General features: G+C 61.4%; 20 protein-coding genes. 7 read left to right on the forward strand and 13 right to left on the reverse strand.

What is annotated here, in order from left to right; genetic code table 11:
• Positions 1-134 precede the first annotated feature (134 nt).
• From pqqC to IHQ43_RS26605, 4 genes are read left to right on the forward strand one after another with little or no spacing between them, the layout of a single operon-like run.
• On the forward strand, positions 135-887 hold the full coding sequence (gene pqqC / locus IHQ43_RS26590) for a pyrroloquinoline-quinone synthase PqqC (RefSeq protein WP_192562626.1): 753 nt from the start codon (positions 135-137) through the stop codon (positions 885-887).
• Positions 884-1,159 (forward strand): pyrroloquinoline quinone biosynthesis peptide chaperone PqqD, encoded by a 276-nt coding sequence (gene pqqD, locus IHQ43_RS26595; protein WP_007959876.1) that lies wholly within the window; start codon positions 884-886, stop codon positions 1,157-1,159. The genes pqqC and pqqD overlap by 4 nt, the downstream gene beginning before the upstream one ends.
• Positions 1,131-2,291 carry a pyrroloquinoline quinone biosynthesis protein PqqE gene (gene pqqE, locus IHQ43_RS26600; RefSeq protein WP_192562627.1) on the forward strand — a complete coding sequence of 387 codons (1,161 nt, stop codon included), beginning with the start codon at positions 1,131-1,133 and terminating at the stop codon, positions 2,289-2,291. Before pqqD ends, pqqE begins: the two co-directional genes overlap by 29 nt.
• Complete coding sequence (locus IHQ43_RS26605) at positions 2,257-4,065, forward strand: alpha/beta hydrolase family protein (RefSeq protein ID WP_192562628.1); 1,809 nt, start codon at positions 2,257-2,259, stop codon at positions 4,063-4,065. Before pqqE ends, IHQ43_RS26605 begins: the two co-directional genes overlap by 35 nt.
• A 150-nt stretch (positions 4,066-4,215) precedes the next feature.
• On the opposite strand, the gene IHQ43_RS26610 is transcribed toward IHQ43_RS26605, so the two are convergent.
• Both IHQ43_RS26610 and IHQ43_RS26615 read right to left on the reverse strand, forming a co-directional pair.
• Positions 4,216-4,374, reverse strand: coding sequence for a YqaE/Pmp3 family membrane protein (locus tag IHQ43_RS26610; RefSeq protein ID WP_003228885.1), 159 nt, complete (start codon positions 4,372-4,374; stop codon positions 4,216-4,218).
• A gap of 206 nt (positions 4,375-4,580) precedes the next feature.
• A complete protein-coding gene (locus IHQ43_RS26615) occupies positions 4,581-5,864 on the reverse strand; it encodes an aspartate aminotransferase family protein (RefSeq protein WP_192562629.1) in 1,284 nt (427 codons plus the stop codon).
• A 169-nt stretch (positions 5,865-6,033) separates the two neighbouring features.
• Between IHQ43_RS26615 and IHQ43_RS26620 the strand changes: the two genes are divergently transcribed.
• Complete coding sequence (locus tag IHQ43_RS26620) at positions 6,034-6,963, forward strand: LysR family transcriptional regulator (protein WP_192562630.1); 930 nt, start codon at positions 6,034-6,036, stop codon at positions 6,961-6,963.
• Between the two features lie 227 nt (positions 6,964-7,190).
• On the opposite strand, the gene IHQ43_RS26625 is transcribed toward IHQ43_RS26620, so the two are convergent.
• From IHQ43_RS26625 to bioB, 11 genes are all read right to left on the reverse strand, one after another.
• On the reverse strand, positions 7,191-8,969 hold the full coding sequence (locus tag IHQ43_RS26625) for an acyl-CoA dehydrogenase C-terminal domain-containing protein (protein WP_192562631.1): 1,779 nt from the start codon (positions 8,967-8,969) through the stop codon (positions 7,191-7,193).
• A 184-nt stretch (positions 8,970-9,153) separates the two neighbouring features.
• The gene (locus IHQ43_RS26630; protein ID WP_192562632.1) at positions 9,154-10,950 is read right to left on the reverse strand and encodes an acyl-CoA dehydrogenase C-terminal domain-containing protein; all 1,797 of its coding nucleotides are present in this window, start codon (positions 10,948-10,950) and stop codon (positions 9,154-9,156) included.
• 90 nt (positions 10,951-11,040) lie between these two features.
• Entirely contained in the window at positions 11,041-12,330 is a 1,290-nt protein-coding gene (locus tag IHQ43_RS26635; RefSeq protein WP_064380305.1) for a GGDEF domain-containing protein, read from the reverse strand.
• 210 nt (positions 12,331-12,540) lie between these two features.
• The gene (locus IHQ43_RS26640; RefSeq protein ID WP_192562633.1) at positions 12,541-14,655 is read right to left on the reverse strand and encodes a cytochrome-c peroxidase; all 2,115 of its coding nucleotides are present in this window, start codon (positions 14,653-14,655) and stop codon (positions 12,541-12,543) included.
• A gap of 260 nt (positions 14,656-14,915) precedes the next feature.
• On the reverse strand, positions 14,916-16,721 hold the full coding sequence (locus IHQ43_RS26645; protein ID WP_192562634.1) for a phenylacyl-CoA dehydrogenase: 1,806 nt from the start codon (positions 16,719-16,721) through the stop codon (positions 14,916-14,918).
• A 275-nt stretch (positions 16,722-16,996) separates the two neighbouring features.
• Positions 16,997-17,293 (reverse strand): hypothetical protein, encoded by a 297-nt coding sequence (locus IHQ43_RS26650; protein ID WP_007959856.1) that lies wholly within the window; start codon positions 17,291-17,293, stop codon positions 16,997-16,999.
• A 106-nt stretch (positions 17,294-17,399) separates the two neighbouring features.
• Positions 17,400-18,080, reverse strand: a complete 681-nt coding sequence (bioD, locus tag IHQ43_RS26655; RefSeq protein ID WP_007959854.1) for a dethiobiotin synthase — start codon at positions 18,078-18,080, stop codon at positions 17,400-17,402.
• A complete protein-coding gene (gene bioC / locus IHQ43_RS26660; RefSeq protein ID WP_192562635.1) occupies positions 18,077-18,883 on the reverse strand; it encodes a malonyl-ACP O-methyltransferase BioC in 807 nt (268 codons plus the stop codon). The genes bioD and bioC overlap by 4 nt, the downstream gene beginning before the upstream one ends.
• Positions 18,876-19,607 carry an alpha/beta fold hydrolase gene (locus IHQ43_RS26665; protein ID WP_192562636.1) on the reverse strand — a complete coding sequence of 244 codons (732 nt, stop codon included), beginning with the start codon at positions 19,605-19,607 and terminating at the stop codon, positions 18,876-18,878. Before IHQ43_RS26665 ends, bioC begins: the two co-directional genes overlap by 8 nt.
• Positions 19,600-20,778: an 8-amino-7-oxononanoate synthase gene (gene bioF, locus IHQ43_RS26670; RefSeq protein WP_192562637.1), complete on the reverse strand. Its 1,179-nt coding sequence runs from the start codon at positions 20,776-20,778 to the stop codon at positions 19,600-19,602. Before bioF ends, IHQ43_RS26665 begins: the two co-directional genes overlap by 8 nt.
• Before the next feature lie 160 nt (positions 20,779-20,938).
• Entirely contained in the window at positions 20,939-21,994 is a 1,056-nt protein-coding gene (gene bioB, locus IHQ43_RS26675; RefSeq protein ID WP_192562638.1) for a biotin synthase BioB, read from the reverse strand.
• Positions 21,995-22,085: 91 nt separating this feature from the next.
• Here bioB and IHQ43_RS26680 point away from each other — a divergent pair, with 91 nt between their 5' ends.
• Positions 22,086-22,826, forward strand: a complete 741-nt coding sequence (locus tag IHQ43_RS26680; protein ID WP_192562639.1) for a ComF family protein — start codon at positions 22,086-22,088, stop codon at positions 22,824-22,826.
• Between the two features lie 58 nt (positions 22,827-22,884).
• The gene (locus IHQ43_RS26685) at positions 22,885-23,649 is read left to right on the forward strand and encodes a TOBE domain-containing protein (RefSeq protein WP_115079425.1); all 765 of its coding nucleotides are present in this window, start codon (positions 22,885-22,887) and stop codon (positions 23,647-23,649) included.
• The last annotated feature ends 14 nt before the right edge of the window (positions 23,650-23,663 follow it).

The raw sequence follows: 23,663 nt of genomic DNA on the forward strand, positions 1-23,663 counted from the left end.
CTGAGGGCCTCATCGCTGGCAAGCCAGCTCCCACAGGTTTTGCGTACGCCACGCAACCTTGTGGGAGCTGGCTTGCCAGCGAAGGCGTCCTGACAGACACCAAAGAAACCAACGGTTGTTTCCGGAGAACAGACATGACTGACACTCCAATGTCCCCCGCAGAATTCGAAGCGGCCCTGCGCGCCAAGGGCGCCTATTACCACATTCATCACCCGTATCACGTGGCGATGTATGAAGGCCGGGCCACTCGCGAGCAGATTCAGGGCTGGGTCGCCAACCGCTTCTACTATCAGGTGAACATCCCTCTGAAAGACGCGGCGATCCTCGCCAATTGCCCGGATCGCGAGATTCGCCGCGAGTGGATCCAGCGCCTGCTCGACCACGACGGCGCCCCCGGTGAGGACGGCGGCATCGAAGCCTGGCTGCGCCTCGGCCAAGCCGTCGGCATCGACCCTGATCAATTGCGTTCCCAGGAGCTGGTGCTGCCCGGTGTGCGTTTCGCCGTCGACGCCTACGTCAACTTCGCCCGCCGCGCCAGTTGGCAGGAAGCCGCCAGCAGCTCGCTGACCGAGCTGTTCGCGCCGCAGATCCACCAGTCGCGTCTCGACAGCTGGCCGCAGCATTACCCGTGGATCGACCCGGCCGGCTACGAGTATTTCCGCACCCGTCTCGGTCAGGCCCGGCGCGATGTCGAGCATGGCCTGGCGATTACGCTGGAGCACTACAAGACCCGCGAAGGTCAGGAACGCATGCTGGAAATTCTCCAGTTCAAACTGGACATTCTTTGGAGCATGCTCGATGCCATGAGCATGGCTTACGAACTGAACCGCCCGCCGTATCACAGCGTCACCGATCAACGGGTCTGGCATAAAGGAATCGCCTTATGAGTTTCGACCGCAGCAAGACCCCGACCTGGCGTCCCGGCTACCGTTTCCAGTACGAACCGGCCCAGAAAGGCCACGTGCTGCTGTACCCGGAAGGCATGATCAAGCTCAATGAAAGCGCCGCGCTGATCGGCGGCCTGATCGACGGTGAACGGGACGTCGCGGCAATCATCGCCGAACTCGACAGACAGTTCCCCGGCGTGCCCGAGCTCGGTGACGACATCGAGCAATTCATGGAGGTTGCCCGTGCGCAGCACTGGATCGAACTTGCCTGAGTCATCGGTGCAACCGGAAATCGGCTTGCCGCTGTGGCTGCTCGCCGAGCTGACTTACCGCTGCCCGCTGCAATGCCCGTACTGCTCCAATCCGCTGGATTTCGCCGAACAGGGCAAAGAGCTGAGCACCGAGCAGTGGATCAAGGTGTTCCGCGAGGCGCGGGAAATGGGCGCGGCGCAACTGGGGTTTTCCGGGGGCGAACCGCTGGTGCGTCAGGACCTCGCCGAGCTGATCCGTGAAGCTCGCCAGTTGGGTTTCTACACCAACCTGATCACTTCCGGCATCGGCCTGACCGAGCAGAAGATCAGCGACTTCAAGAAGGCCGGGCTCGATCACATCCAGATCAGTTTCCAGGCCAGCGACGAGCAAGTGAACAACCTGCTCGCCGGCTCGAAAAAGGCCTTTGCACAGAAACTGGAAATGGCTCGCGCCGTGAAGGCCCACGGCTATCCGATGGTGCTGAACTTCGTCACCCATCGGCACAACATCGACAAGATCGACCGCATCATCGAGCTGTGCATTGCGCTGGAGGCCGACTTCGTCGAACTCGCCACCTGCCAGTTCTACGGCTGGGCGCAGCTCAATCGTGTTGGCCTGTTGCCGACCAAAGAGCAACTGGTGCGGGCCGAACGCATCACCAACGAATACCGCGCCAAACTGGAGGCCGAAGGGCATCCGTGCAAGCTGATTTTCGTCACCCCGGACTATTACGAAGAGCGCCCGAAAGCCTGCATGAACGGCTGGGGCAGTCTGTTTCTGACGGTCACACCGGACGGCACCGCCCTGCCCTGTCATGGCGCCCGACAGCTGCCGGTACAATTTCCCAATGTGCGCGATCACAGCATGCAGCACATCTGGTACGACTCGTTCGGCTTCAACCGTTTTCGCGGTTATGACTGGATGCCCGAGCCGTGCCGCTCCTGTGACGAAAAGGAACAGGATTTCGGCGGCTGCCGCTGCCAGGCTTTCATGCTCACCGGCGATGCAAGTAATGCCGATCCGGTATGCAGCAAGTCCGAACATCACGGTGTGATCCTCAAGGCCCGCGAAGAAGCCGAGCACGCCACCCAGACCATCGAACAACTGGCCTTTCGCAATGAACGAAACTCGCGCCTCATCGCCAAAGGCTGAGCCTTTCAGCGCCACCGCCGCCGTTGCTGCAGGCGTGGATTTTGCCGAATTGCAGCTCGGCACCCATGGTTTGTTCTGGAATGAATATCGCCCGACAGATGCCGCCTGCCGGATCTGGCACTGGCACGATGGCGTGGCGAAATGTCTGACGCCTGCGGGTTTCAGCGTGCGCAGCCGGGTGTACGAATATGGCGGTGGAGCGTTTTGTCTGACGCCTGACGGGGTGGTTTTCGTTAACGAGGCGGACCAGCAACTGTACCGACAAACGCTGGACGGCGAGCCCGTGGCGCTGACGTCCGGGGAATGCCGATATGGTGATCTGCATTTTGCCCACGGGCAGGTGCTGGCTGTTGAAGAGAACGGTGATTGCCATCGGCTGGTGGCTATCGATCTGGCGAGTGGCGACCGCCATATGCTGGTTGAAGGCGCGGATTTTTATGCATCGCCAATCATCAGCCCGGACGGCCGGCGCCTGGCGTGGATCGAGTGGAGCCGTCCGCATCAGCCGTGGACGTCCAGCCGGCTGATGCTCGCCGAGCGCTCGTCAAATGGATTTTCCGCCCCGCGTTGTGTGGCGGGTGAAGCGTTTGAAGAGTCGATCCAGCAACCGCGTTTCGATGCCAATGGCCGACTGGGCTGCCTGACAGATCGTGGTGGGTATTGGCAACCGTGGGTCGAGTCGGCAAATGGTTTGCAACCGTTAGCTAGCGCCGAAGCCGATCACGCACCAGCCCCATGGCAACTCGGCGGCTGCACCTGGCTGCCCATCGGCGAAAACTTCTTGGCGAGCTGGAGCGAAGGCGGTTTCGGGCGTCTGGCGCTCAACGGCGAAGACTTCACCGGCGACTACAGCCGCTTCCGTCATGTGTCTGTCGATGATCAATTCATTTACTGCATTGCCGCCTCACCGATCAGCCCTTCAGCGGTGATCGCCATTGATCGCGAATCGCGTGAAGTGAACGTCCTGGCCGGCGGTGTTGCACCGTTGCCCGCCGAGCGCATCAGCCGCCCGCAAACCCTGCGCTATCCCAGCGGTTTGGGTGAAGCGCACGGGTTCTTTTACCCGGCCACCAATGGCGATGAGAAACCGCCGCTGGTGGTGTTCATTCACGGCGGTCCGACGTCGGCCTGCTACCCGATGCTTGATCCGCGCATCCAGTACTGGACGCAACGCGGTTTCGCCGTCGCCGACCTCAACTACCGGGGCAGCAGCGGCTATGGCCGGGAGTATCGGCAAGCCCTGCATCTGAGTTGGGGCGCAGTGGATGTCGAGGATGCCTGTGCGGTGGTGGCCTACCTGAACGATCGCGGCATGATCGACGGCGACTGTGCATTTATCCGTGGTGGCAGCGCTGGTGGCTACACAACGCTGTGCGCCCTGGCGTTCCATCAAGTGTTCCGCGCTGGCGCCAGCCTGTATGGCGTCAGTGACCCGGTGGCACTGGCCCGCGCGACGCACAAGTTCGAAGGCGATTATCTGGATTGGCTGATCGGCGATCCCGAGAAAGATGCCGAACGCTACGCCGCCCGCACGCCGTTGCTGCACGCAGGCAACATTCGCGTACCGGTGATTTTCTTTCAGGGCGAACTGGACGCCGTGGTCGTGCCGCAACAGACCCGCGACATGGTCGCGGCCCTGGAGCAGAACGGCATTGAGGTCGAAGCGCATTACTACGCCGACGAACGTCACGGCTTCCGCCGGGCCGCCAATCAGGCCCACGCGCTGGAGCAGGAGTGGAAGTTTTATCGGCGGGTGATGGGTTTGGGGGACTGAAATCCGCTGCCACCTCCAGGATCCTTGTCGCCCCAATCGCTGGCAAGCCAGCTCCCACAGGTTGTTTGGTGTACACAAAATTCATGTACGACCGAGACTACTGTGGGAGCTGGCTTGCCAGCGATAGCAATTTATCTGGCGCCGCAGAACTCAGCGTTTGGCGATGATGTACACCGCATGCACGATCCCCGGGATGTAACCGCACAGCGTCAGCAGAATGTTCAGCCAGAACGCGCCGCCGAACCCGACCTGCAGAAACACACCCAGAGGCGGCAACAGAATGGCGATGATGATGCGGATAAAGTCCATGGGGCAGCTCCTGATTGGGGGTTGGCTCACCCGAGCCATACAAGCTAATCGACCCGTGCCGTTCGTCAGGGTTCAGTGCAAACCGCAATCTCGCCATCTGATTGCCATTACCCGGCCACAAAAAAACGCCCCACGCCAAAAGAATCAGGCGTGGGGCGTGCGTTATACCGCGAGACGGTTCTTGAATTCGGGTAGGAAATTTCAGCTCAGACGGCAATCCCTTTGCGGCATTGCAGTTGCGCAGTGCGTACCCGGGAGAAGGCGCGAGCCAGGCGCAGGAGCATTTCGTCGATGTTGGCCTTGCTGACGTTGAGCGCCGGGGTGAAGCGCAGGCAGTCGGCTTGTGGGGCGTTGAGCAGCAAGCCCTCGTGAAGCGCGGCTTTGACGACGGCCTCGGCGGAGTCTTCCGACAGGGTCAGCCCCCAGAACAGCCCCTGTCCGCGTAACTCGCCATGTTCATAACGATGGGCCAGACGGGCGAGCCCTTCGCGCAGGTGCTGGCCGTTGTCCCGGATCTGTTCGAGGAATGCGCGATCCTGCACGCTGTCGAGCACCACCAGCCCTGCGGCGGTCATCAGCGCGTTGCCGTGATGAGTGCCGCCCAACTCACCCGAGTCGAAACAGCAGGCCTTGCCTCGCGCCAACAACGCCGCCAAGGGAACGCCACCGCCGAGGCCTTTGCCGAGCACGACGATATCGGCGCGCACGCCGTAGGATTGTTCGGCGAGCAAGGTGCCGCAGCGGCCGATGCCGGTCTGCACCTCGTCGAGAATCAGCAGAATCCCCAGCTCACGGCACAAGCGTTCGACACCCTTGAGGTAATGTTCGGTCGCTGAAATCACCCCAGCATCGCTCTGGATCGGTTCAAGCATGATTGCCACGGTCTGTGCATCGACCGCTGCATGCAACGCCGGCAGGTCGTTGAACGGCACCAGATCGAAACCCGGCAGCAACGGTGCGAAGCGGTTGTGCAAGTTGCAACTGTCCGACGCCGAAATCGTCGCCAGACTACGTCCGTGACAACCTTGTCTGGCGACAATAATCCGCGAGGCGCCGCCACGATGCAGCTGGCCCCATTTGCGCGCCAGTTTGATTGCCGCTTCACAGGCTTCACTGCCGCTGTTGAGCAGATACGCCTGATCGCTTGCAGTGCTCGCACACAGGCGCTCGGCGAGACTGAGCATGCCGCGGTTGTGCAGATTGAAGCCGGGATTGATCAGGGCCTGGGCCTGGTTGGCGATGGCCTTGACCAGTGCCGAAGGGCTGTGACCGAGGCTGTTGGCGCCTCCGGCCTGGGAAAAGTCCAGGTAGGCGCGGTCATTGCTGTCCCACAGCCAGGAGCCTTGGCCGCGAACGAATACCTGCTGCGGACGTTCGACGCTGGGCATCAGACGTTCGGCATTCAGGCCATCAGCGACCTTCGATTCATGGGTTTCAAAAGCCAGGTCATCGAGGCTCGGCGTCTGGCGCCGCAAACTGAACAGATTCATTGAAAAAAACCTCGATCGAGGTTTTTTGAACTGCCTATGTAAACACTATCGAAACAAACGCTGGTCATTGCGCTTTCCGGCCCTGTAAGCCTCGTGAATGCGGTTAGACTAGGCTCACACACGGCTGCCGGCCATTTCGATTTCCCAGCATTTTTGATAAGTGTTACTTATGGATTTCAAACAACTGCGTTATTTCGTCGCGGTCTACGAAGAAGGTCATGTCGGACGCGCCGCCGAGCGTCTGTCGATCTCCCAGCCGGCGCTGTCCCAGCAGATCCGCCAACTGGAGCAGAACCTCGACGTCACGCTGTTCGAACGCAGCAGCAAGCGCCTGCTACCGACCCTCGCCGCCCACACCTTGTACAACCACGCTTTGCCACTGCTCGACGGCATGCAGCGTGCGCGTGAGGCGCTGGGCAACTTCAAGGGTCAGGCACTGCGCACGCTGGCGATCGGCGTGCTGCAAACCGTGCACACCAGCCTGGTGCCGCAAATGCTCGAGCGAGTGCGCAAGGCGCAGCCGCATCTGGTGGTACAGATTTACGAATTGACGGGGCTGGAGATCGAGCGGCGCCTGCTCAATGGCTCGCTGGACATCGGCATCAGTTATCTGCCGCCACGCCAGCCGGGGCTACACGGCGTGATGCTGTACGAAGATGAACTGACGCTGGTCATCCCGGCGGATCATCCGCTGCGGGAATTCAAGAAAGTCTCGATGAGTCAGGCCGCTGAATTGCCGATGTTGTTGCTGGGCGAGGAATTCCAGATCCGCCAGATCTGGCAAGCGCAACTGGCCAGTCTTGGACGTCGACCGCAAGTGCAGGCAGAACTGAACAATATGGTGGGCATTCTCGACAGCCTGCCACATACGCGTCTGGCGACGGTGCTGCCCGGTCGTTCGCAAAAGGAGTACGACGATCAGGATCTGCTGTGGAAACCGTTGAGTGAGCCGCGCGTGCCGTTGAAGGTCGGGCTGGTGTGTCGCGATGTGCAGCGCCAGCAGGCACCATTGGCCTTGCTGCGAACGTTGCTGGAAGAGGTGATGCAGCGTGAGGACAAACCGCTGAAAGGTACGCCGCCACTGGACGCACTGAGCTGAAAGCTTTTCTGCGGGCATAAGAAAACCCCGCCGAAGCGGGGCTTTGCAGACTGTTTCCCTGACATCCATTTCACTCCGCCACCCTGGCAGAATCCTACGTGTCCGTGTTGTTGCTTTGCGCTTCCTGCGCGACGTCCATGGAAAGTAGATTAGCTCTGGATCCAATCTACGCCTATGGGAGAACAGCAGCACGTCATGTAAGAGATCGCTTACATGACGTTACATCATCAGAACTGCGCAGCATCCAGCAGGAACAGCGACTCGCTGCCGGCCTTGACCGACGCGCTCAACGAGTGAATCCGCGGCAGCAGACGGGCGAAATAGAACCGCGCCGTGCCGAGTTTGCTCGCGTAGAAATCGTCCTGCGCCTCTTTGCCCAGCGATGCCTTGGCCATCAGCGCCCACATGTACGCGTAAGCGGTGTAGCCGAACGCTTGCAGATACTCGACCGATGCCGCGCCGATTTCGTTCGGGTTGGTTTTCGCCCGATCCAGCAACCACGAGGTCAACTCGTCGAGGGTGCCGACGGCGTCATTCAGCGGCTTGGTGAACTCGCCCAGATCGGCACTGGCGGTCGCGGTGAAATGGCGGATCTCGTCGGCGAACAGTTTGTAGAATGCGCCGCCGCTACCGACGATCTTGCGACCCACCAGGTCCAGCGCCTGAATGCCGTTGGTGCCTTCGTAGATCTGGGTGATGCGCACGTCACGCACCAGTTGCTCTTGGCCCCACTCACGGATGTAGCCGTGGCCGCCGAAGATCTGCTGACCGTGGACAGTGGTTTCCAGACCCAGATCGGTCAGGAACGCCTTGGCCACTGGCGTCAGCAAGGCCACCAGATCTTCCGCACGTTTGCGGGTGGCGGCGTCTTCGCTGAACTTGGCGGTGTCGAGTTGCATCGCCACGTAGGTGGAGAACGCCCGGCCACCTTCGTTCGAGGCTTTCATGGTCAGCAACATGCGACGCACGTCCGGGTGAACGATGATCGGGTCAGCGACCTTGTCCTTGTTCTGCGCGCCGGTCGGCGAACGGCTCTGCAGGCGGTCACGGGCGTATTCGATGGCGTTCTGGTACGAGCGCTCACCGGTGGCCAGGCCTTGGATGCCGACGCCCAGACGCTCGTAGTTCATCATGGTGAACATCGCGGCCAGGCCCTTGTTCGGTTCGCCGACCAGATACCCCACGGCTTCGTCGAAGTTCATCACGCAGGTGGCGGACGCCTGGATGCCCATCTTGTGTTCGATCGAACCGCAGTTCGCCGGGTTGCGCGCGCCCAGGCTGCCATCGGCATTGACCATGAACTTCGGCACCAGGAACAGCGAAATGCCTTTCGGCCCTGCCGGTGCGTCCGGCAGCTTGGCCAGCACCAGGTGGATGATGTTTTCGGTCAGGTCATGCTCACCGCCGGTGATGAAGATCTTGGTGCCGCTGACCTTGTAGGAACCGTCGGCCTGAGGCTCGGCCTTGGTGCGGATGATGCCCAGGTCGGTGCCGGCGTGCGGCTCGGTCAGGCACATGGAACCGGCCCAGACACCGGCGTACATGTTCGGCAGGTAAGCGGCTTTCAGCTCTTCGCTGGCGTGGGCGTTGATCGACAGGCAGGCGCCGGCGGTCAGCATCGGATACAGACCGAAGGACAGGCTGGCGGAGTTGACCATCTCTTCGACCTGAGCCGACACGGCTTTTGGCATACCCATGCCGCCGTAGGCCGGATCACCGCCGACGCCGACCCAGCCGCCTTCGGCATAAGTCTGATAGGCCTGTGGGAAACCGGCCGGCGTGGTGACGGCACCGTCGGCCCAGTGGCAGCCTTCTTCGTCAGCGGCACGGCTCAGGGGCGCGATGCTTTTGCTGGTGACCTTGCCGGCCTCTTCGAGAATGGCTTCAACGGTTTCCGCGTCCACGGTCTCGGCCAGGGCCGGCAGTTCGGCCCAGAGTTTGGCGACTTCGAACACTTCATTGAGGACGAAGCGCATATCGCGCAGCGGCGCTTTGTAGTCAGCCATGGCAAACCTCGCAAAGATCTAAACAGGTGATTCGTGGAAGGGTGTTTTCGTTGAGCTGGAGTGTAACCCAACAACTTTTGCGACACATAGGGTCAGGCAGTGACTGTTTTGTTATTTTTAGTCACCGACAGTCAACCATAAAGAAGCCCGCAATCAGCGGGCTCTTTTGTTTAACAGGGGCGTGTTACAGCGCGAACAACTGGGCCGGCAGTTTCATCAGGCAATCGCTGCCCGCCTCGATCGCAGAACGATGCGCAGCGGTACGCGGCAACAGGCGCTTGAAGTAAAACTCGCACGTCGCCAGTTTGCCCTGGCAGAAATCGCCGTCCCCTTCGCCCGACTCCAGCTGCGCCTGGGCAACCAGTGCCATGCGCAGCCACAGGTAGCCGAGAACGATGTAACCGCTGTACATCAGGTAATCCACCGACGCGGCGCCGACTTCATCCGGGTTTTTCATCGCGGCCATGCCGACCTTCATGGTCAGCTCGCCCCACTGCTGATTGAGGCCATCGAGCTGCGCGACAAACCCGCCCAGTTGCGCATGCCCGGCGTTGGCGGCGCAGAACCTGTGGACGATTTTGGTGAAATTGCGCAACAGCTTGCCCTGGCTGCCCAGCACTTTGCGCCCGAGCAGATCCAGCGCTTGAATGCCGTTGGTACCTTCGTAGATTGGCGCGATCCGGCAATCGCGAACCAGTTGCTCCATGCCCCACTCGCGGATAAATCCGTGGCCACCAAACACCTGCATGCCGTGATTGGTCACCTCCAGCCCGGTGTCGGTCATGAACGCTTTGCAGATCGGGGTCAGGAACGCCAACAGGTCTTCGGCCTCCTGACGCGCCTCGGCGTCCGGGCTCAGGTGCGCGACATCAAGCATTTGCGCGGTGAAATAGGTCAGCGCGCGGTTGCCCTCGTTGAAAGCTTTCATGGTCAGCAGCATGCGCCGCACGTCCGGGTGGACGATGATCGGGTCGGCTGGTTTGTCCGGGGCTTTGGCGCCGGTCAGAGCACGCATCTGCAAGCGATCGTTGGCGTATTTGATTGCGCCCTGGAAACTCGCTTCGCCCAGACAAAGTCCCTGCATTCCGGTGCCGAGGCGCGCGTGGTTCATCATGGTAAACATGCAATTCAGGCCTTTGTTCGGCTCGCCGATCAGGAAACCTTTGGCGTCGTCGAAGTTCAGCACGCAAGTGGCCGAGGCCTTGATGCCCATCTTGTGCTCGATCGAACCGCAGGAAACGCCATTGCGCTCGCCCGCCTCACCGGCGGAATCGGGCAGGAATTTCGGCACGATAAACAGCGAAATCCCTTTGGTCCCCGCCGGCGCGTCCGGCAGTTTGGCCAGCACCAGATGAATGATGTTGTCGCTCATGTCGTGCTCGCCGGCGGAGATGAAAATCTTGCTGCCGGTCACTGCATAACTGCCGTCGGCCTGAGGCACCGCGCGGGTCTTGATGATGCCCAGGTCGGTGCCGCAATGGGCTTCGGTCAGGCACATGGTGCCGGTCCACTGGCCGGCGGTGAGTTTGCGCAGGTAGGTGTTTTTCTGCTCCTCGGTGCCGTGGGCATGGATCGCCGACATGGCGCCGTGGGTCAGGCCCGGGTACATGCCCCACGAGGTGTTGCTGGAGGCGACCATTTCGCTGATCACCAGTCCCAGCGAACTCGGCAGGCCCTGGCCGCCGTAAGCCGGATCTGCCGCCAGACCGTGCCAGCCACCTTCCACGTATTGTGCGAAGGCTTGCTTGAAGCCTGTAGGCGTTGTCACCACGCCGTTGTCGAAATGGCAGCCCTCTTCGTCACCGCTGCGATTGAGCGGTGCCAAAACGTTCTCACAGAACTTCGCGCCCTCGTCGAGGATCGCGTTGATCATGTCCGGGCTGGCGTCGTGGGCGCCAAGGGCCGCGTACTGAGTGTGGAAGTCAAAGACGTGGTCGATCAGAAAGCGCATGTCGCGCAGGGGAGCTTTGTACTCGGGCATGGTGGCTTCTCCTTCAGCAGATTGCTTCAACCTACTGCCGGCCACCCTGCCCCACAATCACTGTCCAGACGCTGAATGCGCCGTCATCACTCAACCTGCGGCGCTGTCCATGCGCACCGCGCCACGGCGATTCTGCCCGAATGCCATCACACAGTTTCGCCCTGCGCCCTTGGCGCTGTAGAGCGCCTGGTCGGCGGATTTCAGCACTTCTTCGGGAGTGCGCTGTTCCAGGCGTTCGGCCACGCCGATGCTGACCGTGACCGACACGCTGGACGCGCCCGAACCCGAGCGACGCTGACGGCCCTGCTGATCATCCTGCGGGCGACTTTCCTGATTTCGCAGCTGAATGTTGTAGGACGCAATCGACTCGCGAATGACTTCCAGGTGCGGCATGCACTCTTCGAGGGTCTTGCCCGCAAACACCAGGGCGAATTCCTCGCCACCATAGCGATACGCCCTACCGCCGCCGCTGATTTTGGACAGTTTGCTGGCGACCAGTCGCAGGACCTGGTCACCGACGTCGTGGCCGTGGGTGTCGTTGAATTTCTTGAAGTGATCGACGTCGCTCATCGCCAGCACATAGTTGCGCCCCAGACGCTGCATGCGCTCGTTGAGTGCGCGGCGGCCCGGCAGGCCGGTGAGTTCGTCGCGGAAGGCCATTTGATAAGCCTCATGCGCTACCGCTGCAGCAATCATTAGCATGACCTGGCTGCACATGATGTTCAGGGTGAACGGCAGGATGAAGGTTTTCGGCAGCATCCAGAACACCCCGAGCAACCCCACCAGTTGCGCCGCGTGCAGCGGACGCGGGTTGCGCCAGTATTGCCAGGCCAGCAGCAGAAACGCCGAGATGAACACCGGATACGACAACTGGATCAGGCTCATCCACGCGCCGTGCAGCGCCGGCCAGCGGATCTCGGAAAGCCACATCAGCAACGCCTGCGGGTAACTTTGCTCAAGCCCCAGCGCCACGCTGCCAAAGGCCAGCAGCACGGCGAAGCGCGCGACCATGTCCTGAAACAGGTGCGTGCGCTCCTGCCACGCGGCGAACAGCCCGAACAACAGCGGCAACAGCAGACAGACCAGATGAAAGACGACGGCCGCGTCTTCGCGCACCTTGCCGTTGTCGCGGTAATAGTCGGTCTGGGTGTCGAGCAGGAAGTAGGCGATGTACACCGTGACCATCAGAAACAGCTCGCGCTGGCGTCGGTAAACCGCACAGTACGAACCGCCCAACAGCAACACCAGGGTAGGCAACACGTTGAACAGCGAGGTGAAGAACACGTTGAGGTCTTTGACGTACGCAGCCGCCAACCCCGCGAGCAACAACAGCAGTGAAGGCAGGAAATGACTGAAACGTACAGCGGAAGAACGCGGCAAGGGGAAAAGCTCCGACCCGTCATGGCAAAGAGATGGCATTGTGCCTGCAATATGGCCAGTTAAGCACACACAATGTGATCCAGATCACAGGCTGTCTCTTTAACGGCCGAAATCGGCGGTTGCTGAGTAATTCAGTAAGGTTTTTTGTGGAATGACCGCTGGACGGCCACCATGGCCATCATTCTTGATGGCCATGGTGTGCGTTTCTGCTCAGAGATCGTTGTAGAACGGCTGCAATGGCCCCTCTGCCGCCGGCCGGCCTTCAGCACCGTAAGGCTTGAGATTGAGCGATGCATCCATCGCCTGACGGGTCGTGACTTTCGGACTGGCCGGACGCTGGGTCACGGCATTCTCGTCGCCAATGTGGCCCTGCGGAATCACCAGCGACGGATGGTCGAACGGTGCGCGCTCCCACGCCACGCGCGGATCGGTCAGGCCGACTTCCATGAATTTCACCACGGCGTCGATTTCGTCAGGCGTCAGGTTCAGCGCCGTCATGTCCGGGTCGAGGTTGGAAGTGTTGTGCTGGTTCACCGACGGATGCTCGAAACCGCTGGTGTTATTGGCGTCTTCCCCGCGCCGGTCACCGCCACGGTTGTAGAACTCCATCACCTGTTTGAGCGTCGAGCGGCTGCCGTTGTGGAAGTACGGCCCGGTCAGGGCAATGTTGCGCAGGGTCGGAGTCTTGAATGCGCCGTCGACCGAGTCGCGGAAACCGACATTCGGCTTGAGCGAGGCATCGCACGGAATCGCTGCGCTCAACGGCGCCTCGAACGTGCAGACATCGACGTCCAGCGGATCCACCGAACGGCCACCCTGCAACACGCTGTTGTACTGCCGGGTGAACGACCATGGATTGCCCCACGCATCCGCGCCGCCGAGGGCGAGGTCTTCCGAAGTCGGGCGTACACCGGTGTTGTAAAAACCGTTGTCGTAAAGGGTGGTCAGGTTGTCGGCCATCACCATCCGTTCGATGCGTTCGCGCGGATGCATCAGCAGGCGACTGGCGGCGTTGGTCAGCTCCGGCCCGCCGTGGCAATTGACGCATTTGCCTTTGCCGAGAAACAGGTTCATGCCTTCGACCTGTTGCGCGTTCATCGCGGTGTGATCGCCCTGCAGGTAGGCATCGATCGGCGCCTGATCGGACACCAGCGTGGCCTCATACATCTGGATCGCCAGACCAAAGAACAGCGGGAAGTTGGCCTCCATCTGCGTATACGGCGCACCGCCCACCAGAACGTTTTGCGTGGCGTTCCACAGCCGGGGCTGGAAGGCGTTCTTGATCAGTTCGCGATAGGTCGGACGCCGTGCGCCGGATACTGGGGCCAGCACCGAGTCGGTAGACGAAATCCGTTGCTGCTTGAGCATCAGCGTGTCGAGCATCCGCCGGCCGATGTCGGCAAAGGTACGGCCACCGCAGGACATTTCCACAGGGCTGCCGGGCGGGCCGACGGCTTGCGAAGCGGCAGAAGCATCGTTGAGCGCCAGCCGGACCTTGGTTGCGACCGTGCTGCGTTCGCTGGTCACGTAGATCCCGGCATCCGGGTCGCGATTGCCGAATGGCGAGAAGCCGTTGAACACGTTGTTGGCCCGGCCGTCCCAGAAGTTGCGCACGTTGAACGCGGCGTTGATCACCGAAGGCGCATTGCGACCGGTGCTGCGGCGAACGTTGATGCCGCCGACCTGAAACAGACCGTCCGGTTGCTGAGTGCATTTGTCGAAACGCGGCTGATTGGGTTTGACGAAGTTGGCGTCGAACACGCCTTGCGAGCCGACCACGTCGTCCGTCGAGTACACGATGGGCGAGTTGCGCTCCAGAGGATTGCTCAGCACGTGGGTCGGGAAGTCGGTTTTCTTCAGCGTGTAGTTCGGGCCGCCCTTGCCGCCGGACAACGTCGCGTAGGACGCCACGTCACCGGGAATGTCCGACGCCACAAACGGTTTGTTGAAGATCGACGCGACGTTGGCGTTGGTGTGCGCCTGGCCGGGGTTGAGCTGGTTGGTGATGCGGTGGTCGACGCCGGCGTGGTAGTGGCACGAAGCGCAGGCCGTGGAGCCGTCGCTGCCGATCTCCATGTCCCAGAACAGCGCCTTGCCCAGCAGGATCGCGGCCTGGCGATTGAGCACGTAGTCGGTCATCAGGTCGACCTTGCGTCCGCCTTCGGTCCCGGACGGATCGGGGGGCACCATCCCGCGCAACGATTGCAGCGAAGGGACTTCCGGCACCGGGGGATCGACCTCGGGGGGGGCGGCGGCCCATGCGCTGTGGACTGACAGCGCGATGGGTAACCAGAAGGTCAAACGAGCGAGTCGACTGATGTTCATAGGCTTCACCCTGACTGTGGTTGTTAAGTGCCGGGCGTCTTGCTTCTTTGAGCAGGCAGTTCTGGTTAGCACCGGTAAATCGGGCAGTGCAATTAATTGGCCACTCTTCTGGAAACATTTTGAATCAATAAGCGCAGGGGTTCGGCTGATCAGCGACTTCATCAATGCTGGGGAATCAGCCCCGGGATTGGGGAAATCCGGGCACAAAAAAACCGCTGCCCCCGAAGGAGCAGCGGTTTTTGGAAGGACTGCGTTAAGGCTTAGTAGCCCAGTGCGAAGTCTTCTTCTTTCATGTCCATCAGGTTGTTGGCACCCGACAGCATGGTGGCCACGTGCGTACGGGTACGCGGCAGGATGCGCTGGAAGTAGAAGCGCGCGGTTTGCAGCTTGGCGGTGTAGAACGCCTCGTCGGTGGTGCCGGCAGCCAGTTTTTCGGCAGCTAGACGCGCCATGTCGGCCCAGAAGTAGGCCAGGCAGGCGTAACCGGAGTACATCAGGTAGTCCACGGAGGCCGCGCCGACTTCTTCGCGATCTTTCATGGCGGCCATACCGACCTTCATGGTCAGCTCGCCCCACTCTTTGTTCAGTGCTGCCAACGGTGCGACGAATTCTTTGACGGCTTCGTTGCCTTCGTTGTTCTGGCAGAACTTGTGGACGATCTTGGTGAAGCCTTTCAGAGCCTCGCCTTGAGTCATCAGCACTTTACGGCCCAGCAGGTCGAGTGCCTGGATGCCGGTGGTGCCTTCGTACAGCATCGAGATGCGGCTGTCGCGAACGTTCTGCTCCATGCCCCACTCGGCGATGAAGCCGTGGCCGCCGTAGATCTGCACGCCGTGGTTGGCGGATTCGAAACCGACTTCGGTCATGAACGCTTTGGCGATCGGAGTCATGAAGGCCAGCAGTGCGTCGGCTTTCTTCTTCTCTTCTTCGTCCACGCCGTATTTGACGATGTCGACCTGTTTGGCGGTGAAGTACACCATCGCACGGTTGCCTTCGGCGAATGCCTTCATGGTCAACAGCATGCGGCGTACGTCTGGGTGAACGATGATCGGGTCAGCGGCTTTGTCCGGCGCTTTCGGGCCAGTCAGGGAACGCATTTGCAGGCGATCGCGAGCGTATTTCAGGCCGCCCTGGAAGCCGATTTCGGCGTGGGCCAGACCTTGCAGCGCGGTGCCCAGACGTGCGGTGTTCATGAAGGTGAACATGCAGTTCAGACCCTTGTTCGCCGGGCCGATCAGGAAACCGGTCGCGCCGTCGAAGTTCATCACGCAGGTCGCGTTGCCGTGAATGCCCATCTTGTGTTCCAGCGAACCGCAGCTCACCGCGTTGCGAGCGCCAACAGTGCCATCGGCATTCGGCATGAACTTGGGAACGATGAACAGCGAGATGCCTTTGGTGCCGGCCGGTGCATCAGGCAGGCGGGCCAGTACGATGTGGACGATGTTGTCGGCCATGTCGTGCTCACCGGCCGAGATGAAGATCTTGGTGCCGGAAACTTTGTAGGAGCCGTCGGCCTGAGGTTCGGCCTTGGTGCGCAGCATGCCCAGGTCAGTGCCGCAGTGCGGCTCGGTCAGGCACATGGTGCCGGTCCATTCGCCGGAGACCAGTTTGGTCAGATAGGCTTCTTGCTGCTCTGGGGTGCCGTGCTCGGAGATGGTGTTCATCGCGCCGTGCGACAGGCCCGGGTACATGCCCCACGACCAGTTGGCTTCGCCGACCATCTCGCTGACAGCCAGACCCAGCGACTCAGGCAGACCCTGACCGCCGTGCTCGACGTCATGGGCCAGGCTCGGCCAGCCGCCTTCCACGAATTGCTTGTAGGCTTCTTTGAAGCCAGTCGGGGTTTTCACGCCGGACTCGCTCCAGGTGCAGCCTTCGGTGTCACCCACGCGGTTCAGCGGTGCCAGCACCTGCTCACAAAACTTGGCGCCCTCTTCGAGAATGGCGTCAACCATGTCCGGCGTTGCGTCTGCGCACGCTGGAAGGCTCTGATAGTGCGCTTCGTAGCCGAGCAGTTCGTCACGAACGAAGCGAATATCACGCAAGGGGGCCTTGTAGTCAGGCATAGCGATAAACCTCTGCTGATGTAACCGGGAATGAACGACCGCATTGATTTGTTGTGACGGTCAAACAGTTGTTTGAAACATACGTTTACGCCGAAATCTTGTCAAGCGTCGATCTTTTGCCGTTCGTCATCGCATTTTCCGAACGCCGGACACAGCAGCGCGACATGCGCCCGACCGAGCCATGTGCACTGAAAAAAGATTAGTTGAGGGAGAAGGACTTACAACGAAAAACGCCGCGAACAGTCGCGGCGTCTGGCAAAGCGCAGATCAAAAAATCAGGCGAAGGTATCGATGATCGTACCGAGCATTTCATCGGAAGCCTTGGCGACTTTCACGCCCAGCTCCGCCTGAAACTTGCCTTGGGCCATCTCGACCATGTTGCTCGCCAGGTCCGATTGCTGGGCGCGATCCACGGAACGCAGACGATCGACCTGCACTTCCGAAGACTGGCTGGTGACCGAACGCTCGATGGTGCTGCTGGCGATCTGGCTGGCGGCCTGATCAACGCGGTTCTGCCCGGTCTGAATGGTGCTCAGACCTGCATAAAAAGCTGTGTTTCCGGAGATTTCCATGGGAGCTCTCATCCTTGGGAAGGATCAATGGGTGCCATTGAACCAGAGGCGTCAGAAAAACACCCGTCAAAAACACTAATGGCACAGTGCCTTGTCATAGCCAAAATCAGTCGAGCAGATCCAGTTGCAAGTGATCGGCGACCGCTTCGGCGCTGACGGCCTTGAGTTTTGGCACCCGCCCCAGGCAAGGCGCCGGAATACGCTCGGCCAGTGTCGCCAGGTTTTCCTCCAGCCGCGACGTCTTCGGATCAATGATGTTCGCCACCCATCCCGCCAGTTGCAGCCCGTCCCGGGCAATCGCCTCGGCCGTCAGCAGTGCATGGCTGATACAACCCAGACGCACACCGACCACCAGAATCACCGGCAGCTTCAGCGCAATGGCCAGGTCCGACAGATTGTCCTGATCCGCCAACGGCACCCGCCAGCCACCCGCCCCTTCAATCAGCGTGAAGTCGGCGTTCATGGCCAGAATCTCGCGCATCGGTGCCAGCAACGATTGCACGGTCAGCGCCACACCTGCCTCTCGTGCCGCAAGATGCGGCGCGATCGCCGGCTCGAACGCCACCGGATTGACCTGTTGATAAGTCAACGGCAACGAGCATTCGGCCTGCAACGCCAGCGCATCGGAATTGCGCAAACCTCTGGGCGTCACCACACAACCGGACGCCACCGGTTTGCCCGCCGCCGTACTCAGCCCCGCCGACCGCGCAGCGTGCAGCAACCCGGCGGCGACGGTGGTCTTGCCGACGTCAGTGTCGGTTCCGGTGATGAAATAGGCTGCGCTCATAAGGGTTTCTCCAACACGGCGTAGACCACCTGATAAGTCGCCGGCAAGCCCTGCGGCTGACGGAACTGCTCATAGGCTTCGACCAGCCCCAGAATCCGCGCCCGCCCGGTCAAACCACCCGGCCGGCCAGGGTTCAGGTTATGCGCGCCCAAGGCCTTGAGTTCGTGGGTCAGGCTGCGCACATCCGGGTAATGCAGGACATGCGGCCGATTCTCCAGACTGACCGTACGCCAACCACTGGTCGCGCACATTTGCTCGTAGCGGGCGAACTCGCGGAAGCGGTTGACGTGCACCAGGCCATCGACCTGACGCCAGCTGTCGCGCAATTCATACAGCGTCCCTACACAAAGACTAGCAAACGCGAAAATCCCCCCCGGTTTCAGCACCCGAAACGCTTCGCCGAGCACCGCTTCGAAGTCCGCGCACCACTGCACGGCGAGGCTGGAGAAGATCAGATCGCAGGTCGAATCCTGCAACGGCAAACGTTCGGCATCGCCAGCTATAAAGTGCATGGCCCCACCCAACGGCCGCGCGTGATTAAGCATGCCTTCAGCGATATCCAGCGCCAGCCCCTCACCAAACCGCTCGGCCAGTGCCCGAGTGAAATACCCGGTGCCGCAGCCCAGGTCCAGCCAGCGTGCCGGCCGAAAATCCACCGGCAGACGATTCAGCAACTGCGTGCCGACATCACGCTGCAACTCGGCGACGCTGTCGTAGCTGGCGGCTGCGCGAGAAAAAGAAGCCGCGACCTGGCGCTTGTCAGGCAAGCCGCCGGGTAGCGCAGCAAGAGACAAATCAGTCATCACCGCACTCACTTAAAAACGCCTGGATCGCACCCGCCACACCGTGGGGGTCTTCCAGAAGAAACGCATGGCTGGCCTGCTCGATCAGCCCGACCTCGACATCCGCCAGCAAGGCGAACAACTCGCCCGCGGCTTCCGCCGGCACCAGCCCGTCCAGACCGCCAAACAGATGCAATTGCGGGCCTCGAAACACCTGCAAGGCATTGCGTGTATCGATCTGCGCCAACAACTCCAGACCCGCCATCAACGCCACCGGTGAAGTGTTCGGCGCGCCGCCAAGCAACAGCCGCGACAAACCGCGAGAATCTTGCGCACCCTGAGCGCACAGCAACGAAAAACGTTTGAGGATCTGACGCGGGTCAGCGCTGCAACCGGCCAGAAATGCATCGAAGGTTTCCCCCGGCATCGCGCTCGGCCACTGGTCATGGGCAACAAAAGAAGGATTGCTCGCCAGCGTCAGCAAGCCGCAGCAATGTTCACCACGCCGCGCCGCCAGCTCTGAGGCCAGCATGCCGCCCAGCGACCAGCCACCCAGCCAGACGTCCTGGGGGATGCGCTCATCGAGTTCGTCGAGCCAGTCCGCAGGATCGCTGGATTCCAGCTCCGGCAGTGGTTCGATTTCCACCGTCAGGTGTTCGTCGAGCCCACGCAGCGCAGCCGCCAACGGTTCCAGCGGAGAAACCCCGAGGCCCCAACCCGGTAGCAGAATCAGGCGATCACGCATGGCTTGGCTCCGACTTGAGTTGCGCAAAGCAATCGGCCAGTCCTTCTAACAATAGCTGCACCTGTGCCTCGCTGTGGGCGGCGGTCAGCGTCACCCGCAACCGCGCGCTGCCGGCAGGCACGGTCGGTGGGCGGATCGCAGTGACCATCAGCCCACGCTCGCGCAGCATCTGCGACAACCGCACGGCGCGACCGGCATCGCCAATCATGATCGGCTGGATCGGCGTGAAGCTGTCCATCAACTCAAGGCCGATCTGTTCGGCGCCGTGGCGGAACTGGCGGATCAGCGTCTGTAGATGCTCGCGACGCCAGTGTTCGCTGCGCAGCAGTTCCAGACTTTTCAACGTCGCGCAGGCCAGCGCCGGCGGTTGGCTGGTGGTGTAGATGTACGGCCGGGCGAACTGGATCAGGCTTTCGATCAGCTCTTCACTGCCGGCGACGAACGCGCCCGCCGTGCCGAACGCTTTGCCGAGCGTGCCGACCAGCACCGGCACGTCTTCCTGGCTCAAACCGAAATGCTCGACGATCCCGCCACCGTTTGCCCCCAGCGGGCCGAAACCGTGGGCGTCGTCGACCATCAGCCAGGCGCCTTTCGCTTTGGTTTCCCGGGCCAGCGCCGGCAGATCGGCGAGGTCGCCGTCCATGCTGAACACGCCGTCAGTGACTACCAGCGTATTGCCGGTGGCTTTCTCCAGACGCTTGGCGAGGCTGTCGGCGTCGTTGTGCAGATAACGATTGAAGCGCGCGCCGGACAACAATCCGGCATCCAGCAAAGACGCATGATTGAGCCGGTCTTCCAGCACCGTATCGCCCTGCCCGACCAGTGCGGTGACCGCGCCGAGGTTGGCCATGTAACCGGTGGTGAACAGCAGCGCGCGGGGCCGCCCGGTGAGGTCAGCCAGAGCTTCTTCCAATTCGTGATGCGGGCCGCTGTGGCCGATCACCAGATGCGAAGCACCGCCGCCGACGCCCCACTTCGAAGCACCGGCGCGCCAGGCTTCGATCACTTGCGGATGATTGGCCAGGCCCAGGTAATCGTTGTTGCAGAACGCCAGCAACGGCTGACCGTCGACCACCACTTCTGGCCCTTGCGGGCTTTCAAGCAATGGGCGCTGGCGATAGAGATTTTCGGCACGACGGGCAGCAAGGCGTGCGGCGAGATCGAAAGACATGCAAGCCTCGACATTCAAGTGACACAGATCCCTTGTGGGAGCGAGCTTGCTCGCGAAGAGGCATTCACATCCGACATCAATGTCGACTGAAGCACCGCTTTCGCGAGCAAGCTCGCTCCCACAGGGGTTTGCATTCCTTCAGAGGAATCCGCGCAGGTTTTTACACCGCCGCGTTGTAGAACTGCTCGCTGCTCTTCTGCTCCACCAGCGCCTGCTCGATGGCGGCCTGATGCACTTCGTCGGCATGTTCTTCGCGGGCTTCCGGCTGAATGCCCAGACGTGCGAACAGTTGCATGTCCTTGTCGGCCTGCGGGTTGGCGGTGGTCAGCAGTTTGTCGCCGTAGAAGATCGAGTTGGCGCCGGCGAAGAACGCCAGGGCCTGCATCTGCTCGTTCATCGCTTCGCGGCCGGCGGACAGGCGCACGTGGGATTGCGGCATCAGGATCCGCGCCACGGCGAGCATGCGGATGAAGTCGAACGGATCGACGTCGTCAGCGTTCTCCAACGGCGTGCCGGCAACTTTCACCAGCATGTTGATCGGCACAGATTCCGGATGCTCCGGCAGGTTGGCCAGTTGAATCAGCAGGTTGGCGCGGTCATCAAGGGACTCGCCCATACCGAGGATGCCGCCGGAGCAAATCTTCATCCCCGACTCACGCACGTAGGCCAGGGTCTGCAGACGCTCGCTGTAGGTACGGGTAGTGATGATGCTGCCGTAGAACTCCGGCGAGGTGTCGAGGTTGTGGTTGTAGTAGTCGAGCCCGGCCTTGGCCAGTGCTTGGGTCTGGTCCTGATCGAGGCGACCGAGGGTCATGCAGGTTTCCAGGCCCATGGCCTTCACGCCTTCGACCATCTTCAACACGTAAGGCATGTCCTTGGCCGACGGGTGCTTCCACGCCGCCCCCATGCAGAAACGGGTCGAACCGATGGCCTTGGCGCGGGCAGCCTCTTCGAGGACTTTCTGCACTTCCATCAGCTTTTCTTTTTCCAGACCGGTGTTGTAGTGACCGGACTGCGGACAGTATTTGCAGTCTTCCGGGCAGGCGCCGGTCTTGATCGACAGCAGGGTGGACACCTGGACGCGGTTGGCGTCGAAATGCGCGCGGTGCACCGTTTGCGCCTGGAACAGCAAGTCGTTGAATGGCTGAACGAAGAGTGCTTTGACTTCGGCCAAAGTCCAGTCGTGACGCAGGGTGGCAGTGGTGCTGGCGCTCATGGGCGTTTCCTTGGTTATGCTTGGCTGGCGCCTGGGGAAACGGAATACCCACAGGCACGACACGGATGTTCGGCATATTTAAGGAAGAGAAATGCGCTGTCAACCACTCTGCGAAAGACCGGTTTACATCTGGTTAAAAAACAAACAAAACTGCTTGCTGTGCGATGAACCTGCAGACGCGCAAATCCCGATCTGCACCGCCTGTGAAACCGATCTGCCGTGGCTGGGCGATCAATGCCTGACGTGCGCCCTGCCCTTGCCCGCTGCCGGGCTTACCTGTGGTGGCTGCCTGCAGGATCCGCCAGCCTTTGAACAGGTGGCCGTGCCATGGGTTTATGGCTTTCCGGTGGACACATTGATCACCCGTTTCAAGCACAACGCCAAATGGCCGCTTGGCCACTTGCTCGCCGACGTTCTCGGCGAGTTCCTGCAACATCGCTTCGAAGAAGACCTGCCTCGCCCGGACGCCCTGCTGCCGGTTCCACTTGCTCCGAAACGCCTGCGCCAGCGCGGCTTCAATCAAGCGGCGATGCTGGCGCAGTGGCTGGGCAAGTCACTCGACCTGCCTTGCGAGGAACACAGCCTTTTGCGCGTGCAGGATACCGACGCCCAGCAATCACTCGACGCCAAGGCCCGTAAACGCAATCTGCGTCACGCCTTCGCCTTGAGCCCCGATGCCCAGGTGCAAGGCCGGCACCTGGCCCTGGTCGACGACGTGCTGACCACCGGCGCCACCGCCCAGGCGCTGGCCCGTTTGCTGATAGACGCCGGCGCCGCGCGGGTGGATGTGTACTGCCTGGCCCGCACGCCAAAACCCGGCGACGCGGCTTGACGGATACGCCTCGAGCCGCCAACGTCCTCCCTCAACCCTTCAGCACAAAGCGTCCGCCATGTCCCTGCCCTCCCTGTTGTCCCAGCACATCGTCCGCCGCCCGCAGCGCATTGCCTTGCTGCAACACATCGCCGAACAGGGTTCGATCACCCGCGCCGCGAAGAGCGCCGGCCTGAGTTACAAGGCGGCGTGGGATGCCATCGATGAGCTGAACAACCTCGCGCAAAAGCCTCTGGTCGAGCGCGCGGTCGGCGGCAAGGGCGGCGGTGGCGCCAAACTGTCGAGCGAAGGCGAACGGGTGCTGCGCCTGTATCAAAAGCTGCAAGCCTTGCAGGCCCAGGTGCTGGAAGCGGCCGAGGACGCCAGCGATCTGGACCTGCTCGGTCGGCTGATGCTCAGAACCAGCGCGCGCAATCAGCTGCACGGCAAAGTCGTGCTGATCGAAGGCCAGGGCCGCAACGACCTCATCCGCCTCGAACTGGCCGAAGGCCTGTCGATCGACGCGCAGATCACCCACGACAGCACCGTGCATCTGGAGCTGCAACCGGGCACTGAAGTGGTGGCGCTGATCAAGGCCGGCTGGCTCGAACTGCTCGCGCCAGAGGCCACGCCTGCCGTCGGCCACAACCTTTTGAGCGGTCGGATCGAGGCGATTCTCGACGCCGAGGACGGCCCGAGCGAAGTGCGCATCGCCCTGCCCAACGGCCAGACCCTGTGTGCGCTGGCCGAACCGCTGGACTTGCGCACCCGTGGCCTGACGGTCGAGCAACCGGTGCAGGTGCAGTTTTCCCCGTCCAATGTGCTGCTCGGAACACCGCTCTAAAGAGCGCTGCAACG

The organism is Pseudomonas gozinkensis (genome assembly GCF_014863585.1).
In the GTDB taxonomy this organism is placed as follows: Bacteria; Pseudomonadota; Gammaproteobacteria; order Pseudomonadales; family Pseudomonadaceae; genus Aquipseudomonas; species Aquipseudomonas gozinkensis.